The 13,291-nt window shown below is 73.0% G+C and carries 10 protein-coding genes; 3 read left to right on the top strand and 7 right to left on the bottom strand.

What is annotated here, in order from left to right:
* Nucleotides 1-35: 35 nt before the first annotated feature.
* The 4 genes from ACIGWZ_RS36450 to ACIGWZ_RS36435 form a co-directional block, all read right to left on the bottom strand.
* Nucleotides 36-2,042: a glycogen debranching N-terminal domain-containing protein gene (locus tag ACIGWZ_RS36450; protein ID WP_400071937.1), complete on the bottom strand. Its 2,007-nt coding sequence runs from the start codon at nucleotides 2,040-2,042 to the stop codon at nucleotides 36-38.
* Nucleotides 2,043-2,257: 215 nt separating this feature from the next.
* Complete coding sequence (locus ACIGWZ_RS36445) at nucleotides 2,258-3,721, bottom strand: DUF4192 domain-containing protein (RefSeq protein ID WP_400071819.1); 1,464 nt, start codon at nucleotides 3,719-3,721, stop codon at nucleotides 2,258-2,260.
* A gap of 795 nt (nucleotides 3,722-4,516) precedes the next feature.
* A complete protein-coding gene (locus tag ACIGWZ_RS36440) occupies nucleotides 4,517-6,676 on the bottom strand; it encodes a RecQ family ATP-dependent DNA helicase (RefSeq protein ID WP_400071817.1) in 2,160 nt (719 codons plus the stop codon).
* A gap of 393 nt (nucleotides 6,677-7,069) precedes the next feature.
* A complete protein-coding gene (locus ACIGWZ_RS36435) occupies nucleotides 7,070-7,639 on the bottom strand; it encodes a TetR/AcrR family transcriptional regulator (protein ID WP_400071815.1) in 570 nt (189 codons plus the stop codon).
* A 97-nt stretch (nucleotides 7,640-7,736) separates the two neighbouring features.
* On the opposite strand from ACIGWZ_RS36435, the gene ACIGWZ_RS36430 reads away from it, so the two are divergent.
* The 3 genes from ACIGWZ_RS36430 (at nucleotide 7,737) to ACIGWZ_RS36420 (ending at nucleotide 10,662) form a co-directional block, all read left to right on the top strand.
* Entirely contained in the window at nucleotides 7,737-8,960 is a 1,224-nt protein-coding gene (locus tag ACIGWZ_RS36430; protein ID WP_400071813.1) for an alpha/beta hydrolase family protein, read from the top strand.
* A gap of 68 nt (nucleotides 8,961-9,028) precedes the next feature.
* Nucleotides 9,029-9,421 (top strand): nuclear transport factor 2 family protein, encoded by a 393-nt coding sequence (locus ACIGWZ_RS36425; RefSeq protein WP_400071811.1) that lies wholly within the window; start codon nucleotides 9,029-9,031, stop codon nucleotides 9,419-9,421.
* Nucleotides 9,422-9,900: 479 nt separating this feature from the next.
* Nucleotides 9,901-10,662, top strand: coding sequence for a hypothetical protein (locus ACIGWZ_RS36420; RefSeq protein ID WP_400071809.1), 762 nt, complete (start codon nucleotides 9,901-9,903; stop codon nucleotides 10,660-10,662).
* A 109-nt stretch (nucleotides 10,663-10,771) separates the two neighbouring features.
* Here the strand turns inward: ACIGWZ_RS36420 and ACIGWZ_RS36415 are convergent, their stop codons facing one another.
* The 3 genes from ACIGWZ_RS36415 to ACIGWZ_RS36405 form a co-directional block, all read right to left on the bottom strand.
* Nucleotides 10,772-11,422 (bottom strand): hypothetical protein, encoded by a 651-nt coding sequence (locus tag ACIGWZ_RS36415; protein ID WP_400071807.1) that lies wholly within the window; start codon nucleotides 11,420-11,422, stop codon nucleotides 10,772-10,774.
* A 66-nt stretch (nucleotides 11,423-11,488) separates the two neighbouring features.
* A complete protein-coding gene (locus ACIGWZ_RS36410) occupies nucleotides 11,489-12,190 on the bottom strand; it encodes a ribonuclease HII (protein ID WP_400071805.1) in 702 nt (233 codons plus the stop codon).
* Nucleotides 12,191-12,378: 188 nt separating this feature from the next.
* Entirely contained in the window at nucleotides 12,379-13,287 is a 909-nt protein-coding gene (locus tag ACIGWZ_RS36405) for an ADP-ribosylglycohydrolase family protein (protein WP_400071803.1), read from the bottom strand.
* Between the last annotated feature and the right edge of the window lie 4 nt (nucleotides 13,288-13,291).

Below are 13,291 nucleotides of genomic sequence, written 5' to 3'. Positions count from 1 at the left end.
GTCGTCCGCCTGACGATAAACAGGTCCTGAGGCGCTCAGGAACCCAGTTGCAGACCGTCCGCGGCCGCCTCCACCATGCCCATGCCGAGTCGGCTGATCCGTACGGCGAACGGTTGCTCCGCGACGCTCAGGCCGGTGAACTGCATCGCTCCCAGCGGCGCACTGCCGAGCGGACGGACGGTCACCGTCCGGGCGGGAACATCGGGGCGCAGTCCGGCGAGCGCGATCAGTATCTGCGCCGCACCGGCCGCCGCCACCGCCGCGGGGCGGCAAGCCGCCGGGTGCGGGACGGGTGCGCCGTCGGCGGTGCGCTGCTCGCCCGCGTACATCTCCGGGAGGCGGAGCCCGAAGCTGTCCGCGGCGTCGAGGACGCCCCGCGCCAGCGAGCCGGCCGCCTTGTCGTGGCCGGCCGCGGCAAGTCCCGCCACGGCGATCGCCGTCTCGTGGACGCGGACCGCGCCGCTGCGGTGACCGAACGGGTTGTAACCGCTCTCCTTTGCCCCCAGGCCTCGCAACCCCCAGCCGGTGTCCAGGGCGGGGCCGCCCAGGAGCCTGGCCAGCTGGTCGGTCTGGGCCGCGTCCAGGAGGCCGGGGGCGAGGGTGCCGCCGCCGAGCAGCCCGGTGTCGAGGAGATGGGCCGCACTGGAGCCGAGGTGCGGCAGCGGGCGTCCGTCGCCGGTGAGCAGGGCGGCGGGGCGACCGCCCGCCCGGTCCTCGAGCCAGAAGTCCGTACGGAACCTGGTGCGCAGATCCGCGGCCCACTCCCGCAGCACCCTCGCGTCGGGCGACCCGGAGGCGTCCAGGAGATCGGCGCCCAGGAGCGCGGCGCGGTGTGCGTGGGCCTGGGTCTCGCAGCGGTAGGGACCGTCGGACGCGGGGTCGGGGACGTAGCCGCCGCTTCCTCTGCCCGCCGGTTCTGAAGCGATGCGCAGCCATCGGAGGCAGCGGTCCGCGGCGGGCAGCAGCCGTTCGGTCTCCTGGTCCGGCAGGCCCCAGCGACGCGCCTCCGCGAGGACGGTGGGGAACAGGAGAGTCGCCTCCATGCCGGTGCAGCTCGGCGGGGCGTGCGGTCCGGCGTCGCGGAGGGCTCCGGGAATTCGGCCGAAATCCTTCCCCGGGGTGGCTTGTTGAGTACGGGCGAGCGCCCGCAGCGTGCCCGCGGCGAGACGGGTGCCCAGGGGCAGCAGCATCCGGGCGGTCCACAGCGCCTCCGCCGGGGCCAGCCCGCACCGCCACGGAAAGCCGCCTGCGACAAAGGTGTCCATGGGCCGGGCGGGGTCGCGCATCAGCAGGCCGTACAGATCGTCGAGGCTGCCCGCCAGGAGGGCGTCGGCCCGGTGGTCGTCGCACTCCAGCTGCGCGGGCGACCAGGGGCGCGGTGCCCGGTCACCACGCGTACGAGGAGCAGGGGTCCGGGCTCGCGGGCCGGGGATCTGGGCATCGCCGGGGCGCCATCGGCCGGCCTGGTCGTCGCCCAGGGGGCCGTCGGCGCAGTGCTCGAGCCGGACGCGCAGCTCGATGGTGCAGTGGCCGCCGGGCGGCAGGTCCAGCTTCCAGCGCAGCAGGCCCGCCGACGCGATCGCGTCCTGCGGCGCGGGCGTCGCGGAGACCACCGCATGCGCGCCGGGCGCGGACCAGCGGAGCCCTGAGCCATGGACGGCGGCCCGCAGCCCGGGCCCGGGTAGCCCGGCGGCGACGGCGCCCAGCTCCGCGAGGTCGGTGGCCAGCCGGATCTCGACGGGGAGCCGGAGGGGCCTGGCGGCGCTGCTGCGGAAGGTGAACTGCTCGGTGCCCTCGGCGGACCGCAGCCGCTCCATGCGGACATCCGGATCCGGACCGCGGTCACCGGTTCTGCGGATCGTGCCGACGAACCGCGCGCGTTCCGCGGCGATCAACCGGCCCTGCACGACGAGTGGTTCACCGCACCCGGCCCGTACCTCGCAGCGGGAGAGGACCCGCAGCCCGTCACGGTAGTAGCCGTCCAGCCCCTGCCCGGTCAGCTGCCCCGAGGGGGACGAGACGGCCAGGCCCGGCAGGGCCACGCAGACCAGCGAGGAGTGGACCGGCTGGGGCCGGGGAACCGGGGGCGGCGCGGGGCGCCGTTCGCCGGACGGCCGGCGGGCCGGCTGGGTGGTGGGGACGATGCCTGGCACGCTCTGCGCTCCCTGGTGGTGTCGGGGCTCCGTACGGCCTGCGCCACTCTCGTGAACGGTTCGGCCGGCGCCCAGGTCACGCCGGCCGCCCAGCGTCGGCAGCGTCACCGTCGGCTCCGGTCACCGTCCCGGCCGGCCCGGCGCCTGCCGCGTCCGCCGGTCGTACGACCGCCGGGGCGGGTGCCGCCGCGTGGCCCGAGGGGACGGTCGGCGCTTCCGGGGCGGGTCGGCTGCGGACGCCTGTCGGACCGCGGCGCCTCCTGGGCGGGCAGCGCCGGCCCGCCGTGGGAGTCGGCCGCCTGCTCCTTGCGCTGCTCGCGCAGACAGCGGCGCAGCGGTTCCGGATCGAGGCCGTCGTTGATGGCGCGGTGCAGCAGGTCGGCGAAGACGTAGTCGGGGTCGATGGTCAGGGCCCGGCCGAGCGTGACCCGTGCCGAGGGAGCGTCCTCGGTGGCCCAGCAGACCCATCCGGCGAGGGTCAGCGGCGCCACCGCGTGCTCGAGATAGCCGCCGGCACAGCGGCGGGCGAGGGCGCGCCAGAGCCGGAGAGCGGGCGCCGCGACGGGGCCCTCCATCCACTCCGCGGCCCGGTCCCGGGTGATCCGGTCCTGGAGCCCGAGGATGAGGTCGGCGGCCTCGACATCGGTGATCAGGGCGTCGTCACAGGCGTCCCTGGCCCGGTTGCTGCCCGCGGGCGTGTCCAGGCGGAAGCGGCGGATCATCGCCTCTGCCAGGTCGAGGGTGTCCCGGCGCACCGCCACCACGCCGTCCGGCCGGACCATGCGCGGGACGAGGGCGGCGGCCGCGGCGTCGAGGGCCTTTTCCTGGTCGGCGCCCCGGGGCCCGGTGCGGGGCGCCAGCCGAGCCTCCATCTCCCTGAGCGAGCCGCGTACCTGTACGCCCGCGTACGCGGCGGCCGCGGCCAGCACGGACGTGCCGGGCAGTGCCAGGGGCGTGCCGTCGGCGGGGCAGCAGCGGAAGTCCGGGCAGCAGTAGGACCAGTAGCGGCCGTTGGAGAGGCACAGGGCTTCGAGTACGGGCACGTCCAGCGCGCCGCAGGCGGTGCGGAGCCGCTGGGCGAGGGGGCGGAGCCGGTCCTTGACGTCCCGGCCGCTCTGGCCGGCGGCTGGTTCCTGGCAGAGGAAGACGAGGACGGCGCCGGGCCGCTCGGTACGGTCCTGCACGCCGGAGATCAGGCACTCGGCGAGCTGGTCAGCGGTGTCCGGCCACTGTGCGGCATCGGCCGGGATCCCGAGCCGGACGCGGCCGCCGAAGCGTCCGTGTTCGCCGTGCAGCGCGACGAGAACGATGCTGTCGTCGGGGTAGTAGCCCATGAGGTACGGGAGCGCGTCGGCGAGTTCGGCGGGGCTGCGCAGCGTGACCTGGGACTCGGCGGAGCGGCTCTCGGCGGCGCCGGAAGAGCCGGAGCGGCGGGCGGGGCCGAAGGGAGCGGCAGGGCCGGAGGGAGTGGCGGGCTCGGAGGGGCGCGGGGTGCCGGAGGAGTCGGCGGGGACGTGGGAGGTGTTGTCGGGAGAGTTGGGCTCGTTCGGTTCGCTGTGCTCGGTCATGGATCGAAGATCGCGCGTTCGGCCGCCGCTCCGCGACCCCTGTGGATAACTCTCGGGTGACGCGGTTTTCCACAGGTTCGGGCGGGGGTTCGCGCGTTGTCAGTGGCATCGGGTTGCATGGGGACATGAGCAACGAAGACCTGCCGCGGAAGCCGCCCACGACGTACTCTCCCTCGCCTACCGGGCCACTTCTCGGCGGGCCCGGCCCCGACCGGCCGGCCTCCGGCCAAGGTTCCTGCGGTACGGCGTGACGGCACGCGAAGTCGTGCAGCGGTCTGCTGACGTGCTGGAGGCATCCCGCCAGCAGGTGGCACGTTGAGCGGCCCGGCGGCGGCTGGTTGAGGAAGCCGGTTCGCGGACGCCCTTGCGGAGAACACCAGGCGTATGCGGAGAACACCAGGCGTATGCAAGTCGTTCACGGGAAGCGGGCGCGTGGCGCGCCCGCTTCCCTGGTGTTGCGTGGGTCAGTCCTGGTGTGCGGTCCGGGCGGGCTGCGCGGGGGCGGGTTGGTGAGCGGCGTCGGCCTTTGGTGCGAGTGCTCGGCCGCGAACCGATGGCCGATGGGCTTCCTCAATGAAGATCACTTCCATTGCCCATTGAGGACGAGTGCGGCTCGGGCGATGTCGCCGACTCGGCCGGGGCTGAGCGTGCACAACGCGCCGAGCGTCTCCGCTGAACCACACGGACAGGAACCCATGACCGCTGCGCCGACCCCACCCGGGCCGGAATCGTCCTCAACGGGCAGGCGTCACCGCGCACCGCAGGTGGGTTTGTACCGAGGCCGACAGAGTTCGCCTAACCGGCCAGGGCGAGGACGAGCGGGAGTACCTGGTCGGCACCGGCCTGGCGCAGAAGGCGGGCACCTACCGCCAGGGTCCAGCCGGAGTCGGTGTAGTCATCGACGAGCAGCACCGGGCCGGGAGTGGCAGCCAAAGCGGCGGCAAGTTCGTCGGGCACGGTGAACGAGTCGGCCAGGGCGCGCAGCCGCTGGGCGGAGTTGCTGCGGTGCGCCGCATGTCCGTCGGCCTGCGGGGTGTAGGCCAGGCTGCCCAGCAGCGGGAGCCTGCCGACCCGGGCTACGCCCCCAGCCAGTGAGGCGACCAGCTGCGGGCGGGTACGGGACGGCATGGCGACGATCCCCACCGGCCGCGCCACCGCGTCAGCAGCGTCGCCGGCCCAGCCGCCCGGCGAGCGGGCCCAGTCGGCCAGCACCGTCACGACGGCGGCCAGCACATCGTCCGGGACCGGCCCATCCGCCGCCTGCGCCGACAGGAGCGGACGCAGGCGGTTGCCCCAGCCGATGTCCGACAGCCTGCCCAACGCGCGCCCGGTGGCCGCCAGCTGGCCCGCGGGGATGCGTCCCTTCAGGTCCATGCCGACCGCGGCGAGTCCCGTCGGCCACATCTTGCGGGGCTCGACCTCGGCCCCCGGACGGCCCAGTGCGCCGGTCGCCGCCGCGAGGGCTGCGGGAGAGACGGCGGGATCGAGCCAGGGTCCGGCGCAGGTGTCGCAGCGGCCGCACGGGACCGCCTTCTCGTCGTCCAGTTGTCGCTGCAGGAACTCCATCCGGCACCCCGTCGTCGCCACATAGTCCCGCATGGCCTGCTGCTCCGCCGCCCGCTGTCGGGCCACCCACGCGTATCGCTCCGCGTCGTACGCCCAGGGCTGCCCCGTGGAGGTCCAGCCTCCCTTCACGCGCTTGACCGCACCGTCCACGTCCAGGACCTTCAGCATCGTCTCCAGACGCGAGCGCCGAAGATCCACCAGAGGCTCCAGCGCCGGCAGCGACACCGGACGGCCCGCCTCCTCCAGTACCGCCAGGGTGCGCCGGACCTGGTCCTCGGGCGGGAAGCCCACCGAAGCGAAGTACGCCCAGATCGCCTCGTCCTCCCTCCCCGGCAGCAGCAGTACATCCGCATGGTCCACGCCTCGCCCCGCTCGCCCCACCTGCTGGTAGTAGGCAATCGGGGACGAGGGCGACCCCAGGTGCACCACGAATCCCAGGTCCGGCTTGTCGAAGCCCATCCCGAGCGCGGAAGTGGCGACCAGCGCCTTCACCCGGTTCGCCAGCAGATCCTCCTCCGCCTGCAACCGGTCGGCGTTCTCCGTCTTCCCCGTGTAGGAAGCCACCGGATACCCGCGCTGCCGCAGGAACGCCGCGACCTCTTCCGCTGCTGCCACTGTCAGCGTGTAGATGATTCCCGAACCCGGCAGATCTCCCAGGCGGTCTCCCAGCCACGCCATGCGGTGCGCCGCATCCGGCAGCTCCAGCACGCCCAACCGCAGGCTCTCCCGGTCCAGCGGCCCCCGGAGCACCAGAGCGTCTCCCCCGCCTGTGCCCAGTTGCTCGGCCACGTCCGCGGTCACCCGCGCGTTCGCGGTCGCTGTCGTGGCCAGTACCGGCACGCCCTCCGGCAGCTCCGCCAGCATCGTGCGCAGTCGGCGGTAGTCGGGGCGGAAGTCGTGCCCCCAGTCGGAAATGCAGTGCGCCTCATCGACCACGAGCAGACCGGTCGTGGCCGCGAGCTTGGGCAGCACCTGGTCCCGAAAATCAACGGAATTGAGGCGTTCCGGGCTGACGAGGAGCACGTCAGTCTCGCCGCGCTCGACCTCCCCGTAGATGGTGTCCCACTCCTCCGGGTTCGCCGAGTTGATCGTGCGCGCCTGGATCCCGGCCCGCGCCGCCGACTCGACCTGGTTCCGCATCAGCGCCAGCAGCGGCGAGATGATCACCGTCGGGCCGGAGCCACGCCGGCGCAGCAGCGCGGTGGCCACGAAGTACACCGCCGACTTGCCCCAGCCGGTGCGCTGCACCACCAGTGCCCGCCGGCGCTCCTGCACCAGAGCCGCCACCGCCTGCCACTGGTCCTCCCGCAATCGCGCCGAACCTCCAGGGGCACCGACGAGCTCGGAGAGGATGGCATCGGCTTCGGCGCGGAGCTCCAGGTTGTCCATCCCCCCATGCAACCCGATGGCACTGACAATCGACCAATCCGCCACCTCACCCGACGTGATCACCGGCTCACGAACGGCCCAGCAGCCGCGCGTCCAGCGAAGACGACCAAGGCCGAGCGCTCGGCCACACCGTCCTCGGTCGACGCGTTTGTGCAGGTCAGCGCTCCAGTTCCGGCTGGAATGGGAATGTCCTCCCAGCTCGACAGCCCCGAAACGCTGTTTCCTCCGCGCTCGCGCCCCTCCGGATGGACGACCGGTCGGGCGGCCCGGGGGGGATCCCACCCCCGGGACCGGCGGTGGCGCCCCGAAAGCCCGCCCGTGAGCGGAGGCGCACGTTCACGGCACTCGAGCCGTGTCCGGCTCACCCCCGTTGCGCCGCGCGGCGCGGCCGCATCAGCCGAGCAGTCTGTCCACGAGCAGGTGCGGATAGCCGGAGGCCGGCGGGTCGATGCCGAAGATCGCCCTCAGATACAGCGGTGCGATGAGCTGATCGAGGATCTGCTCCAGAGGCGGGGGGCTCTCGCCGCGGGCGACGGCCCGCTCACGGATGCGCTCGATGGCGGCGATCCGGCGCTGGAAGTGCTGTGCGCGTTCCGCCTGCGCCGTGGGGCTGCCGGGCATGGACAGGGCGACGGCGCGTACGAGGAGCCGGCCTTCGGGTGTGCGGATGCTCGCCACGCCGGCCTCGGCCCAGGCGATGAGGTCGCCGCGCAGGCTGCCGGTGTCCTTCAGTGGCCAGTCGCGTTCGAGGCGGGTGGTGACCACGTCGGCCAACAGCGCCTCCCGGCCGCCCCAACGCCGGTAAATGCTGGTGTGGTTCACGCCCGCGCGTTGCGCGATCGCGGGAATGGTGAGGTCGGCGCCTTCCGGGTCGGACAGCAGGTCGATCACGGCCTGGTGGACGGCCGAGCGGACCTGCTCGGGGCTCTTGCGGATGCGTGGAGACGGCTGTTCTTGGCTCACGACCCATCATAAGCACAGATATTTGCTTCGCGAGCCCGGAGGGTCTACGGTTCAACTGCAAGCACAAATCTGTGCTTACGGTCCTCAGGAGAGTGCCATGAAGCAGCTGCTGTTCCCGAACAACACCCAGTTCTGGTACGAGACCCTGCGCTCGATGAGCCACATCGCCTACGGCGGCGCCGACTTCGGCGAGGTCGTCTCCACCGGCGAGCGCATCATCGAGGGCGACTACGACAGCTGGCACACCGAGTGGCTCGCCACCGCCGACCGGGTGTCAGCAGAGGCCGAGAAGGCCCTGGAGGCCGGGCACGAGGTCAGCGCCCGGGACGGGTTTCTGCGGGCCTCGAACTACTACCGATCGGCGGAGTTCTTCCTGCACGGCAACCCGTGCGATCCCCGTCACGACCACGCCTACGACCGCAGCGTCGCCTGCTTCCGGGCCGCCGCCGCCCTCTACAGCAGCCCGCGTATCGAGCCGGTGCGCATCCCGTACGAGGACACCACCCTGCCCGGCTACCTCTACCGCGCCGACGGCTCCGGCACGCCCCGGCCGACCCTGATCATGCACTCCGGCTTCGACGGCACCGCCGAGGAACTACACTTCAGCGGCGCGCTCGCGGCCGTGGAGCGCGGCTACACCGTGCTGGTCTTCGACGGCCCCGGACAGCCCGGGCCGCGGCACCGCGAGGGCCTGGTCTTCCGCCCCGACTGGGAGAACGTCATCACTCCCGTGGTGGATTTCGCGGAAACCCTCCCCGAGGTGGACAACGGCCGTATCGCGCTGCTCGGTTCCAGCATGGGCGGCATCCTCGCGCCGCGGGCCGCGGCCTTCGAGCACCGGCTCGCCGCGGTGATCGCCGTCGACGGCGTCTTCGACCTCGGCCAGATATCCGTCCGCAACATCCCTGGCGACCGCAAGGCGGCCGAACAGCTCCTGCGTGCGGAGTCCGCCCCCGAACTCGACGCCGCATTCGAGCAGATCATGGCCGAGGACGCGACGGCACGCTGGGCGATCAACCATGGCATGTACGTCATGGGCGTCGACACCCCCCGCGCCTTCAGCGCCTCCTACCTCGACTACACCCTCGACAACGGCATCGCCGAACGGATCCAGTGCCCCACCCTCGTCTGCGACGCCGTCGCGGACGAATTCTTCAAGGGCCAGCCCGAGCAGCTCCACGACCACCTCACCTGCCCCAAGACCCTCATGGTGTTCACCGCCGAAGAAGGCGCCGGCGCCCACTGCCACCCCGGAGCCATGCGCCTCTCCCTTGCCCGCATCTACGACTGGCTCGACGACACCTTCGCCACGACGGCCTGAGGTTCCCGGGCCGCCAGGCACCGCCACGCATCCCTTCTCACCCGAAGTCTTCTCGTAAAGGAACTCTTATGACCCGCACCGACATCGAGGCCGCACTCACCGACCTGCTCCTCAACGACGAGATCACCCTGGACGAGGCCGCCGACCGCCACTTCACCCCCGACTACCGCCAGCGCACGGACGGCGAGTGGGCCGACCGAACCCAGTTCCTCGACCACATCGCCCACCTGCGCACGCTCGTCGCCGGCGGCGAAGTCGACGTGCACGAAGAGCTGTACGACGGCAACAAGTACGCCGACCGGCACACCTGCCACCTCACGAAGAAGGACGGCTCGACCGTCAGCATGGAGGTCTACGTCTTCGCCGACCTCGCCCCCGACGGCCGCTTCCGACGCATCGAGGAGACCACCCTGATGCTCAAGGGCTCCGACGCCGACCGCAACCTCGGCAGCGCCCGCTGAAGCGCAGCCCGGCGCACGGTGGGCAGGACGCCGTTCCTGGGGACGGTGACATCGGTGGACGACGGATCGGACGGCCGGTTTCCGCGGACGACGGATCGGACGGCCGGTTTCCGCGCAGCAACGGCGCCCAGCGGCCGCGCGCCCCGCACGGTTCGCCGGCGGTGGCCGCCCGACAGCTGCGCGGGGCGGCGGCCGCAGGGGTGTTTCCGCTGGTCCTCGCCGTACAGGGACAGCGGTATCGGGAGAGGGGGAAGAGTGCAGCCGGGCATCACGGGCCGGTGCGGGGGGCAGGAATATTGACGGCGCACCGGGCGATTCCGGATCAGGCGAGGAATTGCTCGTTGCCGCATGCGTGTACGACAGGAAGAATTGGAGCCGCTTCCCCGTACCGGCCGTCCGCGGTCAGGCAGGGCCATGCCGTCGTGCGCTCCCGCCCGGCCGACGCCCGCTGCGTGGACGCGTAGACGAAGGGAGGACCCGTGACCTTCGGTTTCGCCCCGCCCACGAATGCGTCCCGGCCCGCGTCCGCCGATTCCGCCGCCCGGCTGGGCCGGATGCTGGAGCCCTCCGAGTGGGCCTCGGCCGGTATTCCCCTGCTGCGCAACCCCCGTGAGATCGTCACCGGCCTGCACGACCGTCATCGGCCGGGGCCCTCGACGGCCATCGTGGCGGTCCTCGATCCGCTGGAGCGGGTGGCTGCCAGCGCCTCGTTCACGGAGCCCGCTGCCCTGCCCGACGGGTGGGCGTTCCGCAATGTGCTGCTGGCCCATCTGCGCCGGGTGATCCCGCACGATCTGCGGCTGCGCACCCCGGTCAGGACGGCCGTGCTGCTCTACTGCCGTGACGGCGAGCCCCGTTGGACGGAGGCGGACGGGGCGTGGATGTGGGGGCTGAGGGACGCCTGCACGCTGCACGGGCTGCGGTGCGGGGCGTACATCACGCTGACCCCGGACCGCTGGCAGGTGCTCGGGGAGGATCGCGGCGGCCGGCCGCCCAGACCGGCCCGGCGGGCCGACCCGGCGCCCCGCCCTACGGAGCCGTCCCCGGCCCGGGCGCCGCGCGCGCTGTCGGCGCGGATGGCCGCATCGGGCGCCGGGCTTGCGCACATGCCCTCGCCGCGTACGCCCCCTGCGGAGTCCTCGGCAGGCGCCGAGCCGCCCTCGCGGCGCGGCACATCGGCAACGCCCCGGCGTTTCGGGGGCGGGGCGCGGGAGCCGCAGCGGCACACCGCGGCCCGCTGACCCCGGGCCACCGGCTCCGGAAGCGTGGGGCTCCGGGAGCGCGGGACTCCGGGAACGCAAGCAAGCCCGACCGACCAGATGGCCGACGGGCTGCTTCGAGCGCGGTCTGCTAGGCGTTCGCGCCGAGAATGCCGTTGATCTGCTGCGGGTCACCGCAGACGATCAGCAGGACTCCGGCACGGGCCATCGCCGAAGGCAGCGCCCGGGCGGTGACCTCGTCCGTGCCACCGTTGACGGCGACGACCACGACGGGGCGCCCGGTGATGCGCTCGGCGGCGGCGTCCGCGTAGAACACATCGTCCGCGGCGTCCTGTTGGGCCCAGTAGGACGACTCGCCGAAGGACAGCTCATGGGCGGCCCACGGGTGGTTCTCGCCCGTGGTGAGCACCAGGATCTCGGCCGGCGCGCGACCGGAGTCCAGCAGCAGATCGACGGCTTCGTCGGCGGCGTCGATGGCGCCGGCGACGGGTGCCGGGATCAGCTGGAGCTGTGCTCCTGCGGCGGTGCCGGGGGTGGCGGCTGGGGGCTGCGGGGAGCCGGTGCGCTGCGCCGGCGGAGCGGCGACAGGCCCACGCGGCGGGGCAGCGGGTCCGGGCTTGCCCGGACGGGCACTGGACGCGGGAGCGCCACGCGGAGGCGCGGGGCGCGGGCCGGGACCAGGGACGGGACGGGGGGTCGGCGCGGTGCGGCCGGCGGCCGGAGTTGCGCGGGGACCCGGGACACTCTCGTGAATCTGAGGCTCCTCGGGGATGAGAGGCATAAAGGGATGTCTATCAAACGTACGTGCGGGACACGTCATCGGGTACCGATTTGACGCCCGCACCGCTCAGAAGTCGAAGCCGAGTTGGCCACCGGCCTCCAGAGCGGCTGCTTCGGGGGTGATGCGCACCTTCTTCAGATGCCGCCACCGGGGCAGGGCGTCCATGTAGGACCACGACACTCGGTGGTGCGGCGTAGGACCGTACTCCTCCAGGGCGATGCGATGGGTCGGGGAGGGGTAGCCGGCGTTGGCCGCGAAGTCGAAGTCGGCGTATTCCAGGCCAAGTTCGGCCATCATCGCGTCGCGTCGCACCTTTGCGATCACGGACGCGGCAGCGACCGCGACACAGGACTGGTCCCCCTTGATGACCGTGCGGACCCGCCACGGCGCGCCCAGATAGTCGTGCTTGCCGTCGAGGATGACCGCGTCCGGACGGACCGGCAACGCCTCCAGGGCGCGGACGGCCGCGAGCCGCAGCGCCGCGGTCATGCCCAGCTCGTCGATCTCTTCCGGCGACGAGTGCCCCAGGGCGTAGGCCGTGACCCAGTCGCCGAGTACACCGCAGAGTTCGGTGCGGCGCTTGGGGGTCAGCAGCTTGGAATCGGTGAGTCCGGCGGGCGGCCGGCGCAGACCGGTGACGGCTGCGCAGACGCTGACCGGGCCGGCCCAGGCTCCGCGCCCGACCTCGTCGACACCTGCAACGATCTTGGCGCCCGTCGTGGCGCGTAGTGATCGCTCGACGGTATGGGTGGGGGGCTCGTACGGCATGGCGCCAGCCAGGTTACGCCTATTCGGCCCAGCCGTCCGCATCGGATCCGCATCGGACACCGATCCGTCGCCGGCCGGGTACGGAACGGGCTCTTCGCACTCCGGCGGCGAGCCGAGCAGCCGGGACCGCAGGGAGGTGAACCCGCCTTCCGGCGCCGCCTGTTGGGGGTGCGCCGGGCGGGCCGCGGTCAGTCGGCGAGCGCGGGCGTCCAGGCGGGGAGGGGTTCGGTGCGGTCCAGCCAGGCCCGGGGCGGGGTGCCGGCGGGGCTCGCCGCGACGATGCCGCCGACGATGGCGCAGGTGGTGTCCACGTCACCGCCCGCCTGGGCGGTGGCCCAAAAGGCCCGCTCGTAGTCGCCGAGGTGGCGGGCCGCGGCCCAGAGGGTGAAGGGGACGGTGTCATGGGCGCTGGTGCGCCGGCCGCAGCCGAGGACGGCGGCGACGGTGCCGGAATCGGCGTAGTCGAGCATGTCCCGGGCCCGGCGCAGTCCGGCCTGTACGGCGCTGCGCGGGATCAGCGCCAGGACGCCGTCGAGCAGGTCCTCGGGGCGGAGGGCGCGCGACGGGTCGGCCACCAGGGCGGCCGCGGCGGCCACGGCCATGGCGCCGACCACGGCCTCGCGGTGCTGGTGCGTGGTGTAGGCGGAGATCTCCGCCTGGTGGGTGGCCTGCTCGGGGTCGTCGGCGTACCAGGCGCCGAGGGGGGCGATGCGCATGGCGGCGCCGTTGCCCCAGGAACCCTGGCCGTTGAAGAGCGCGGAGGACAGTTCGCGCCAGTCGCCGCCCTCACGGATCAGCCGCAGGAGGCGGTTGACGGCCGGGCCGTAGCCGCGGTCGAAGTCGTGGTGGTCGGCGAAGGACCGGGCGAGCGCGTCCTGGTCGATGCGGAAGTGGCTGGTCAGCACGGCCAGGACCGAGCAGGCCATCTCCGTGTCGTCGGTCCACTGCCAGGGAGAAGGGGGCAGCTCCCGGCGCTTGAGTGCGGGGTAATGGGCGGGGACGAAGAACTGGGATCCGAGGGCATCGCCCACGGCCAGCCCGCGCAGGCTGGCCAGCGCCCGCGCCCAGCGGTCTGCGTCACGGTGGTCGGCGGTCATCGGT

It is taken from the genome of Streptomyces sp. NPDC053427, assembly GCF_044544985.1.
In the GTDB taxonomy this organism is placed as follows: Bacteria; Actinomycetota; Actinomycetes; order Streptomycetales; family Streptomycetaceae; genus Streptomyces.
Note: the sequence above shows the minus strand (reverse complement) of the source record. Positions and strands in the feature narration are given on the sequence as shown.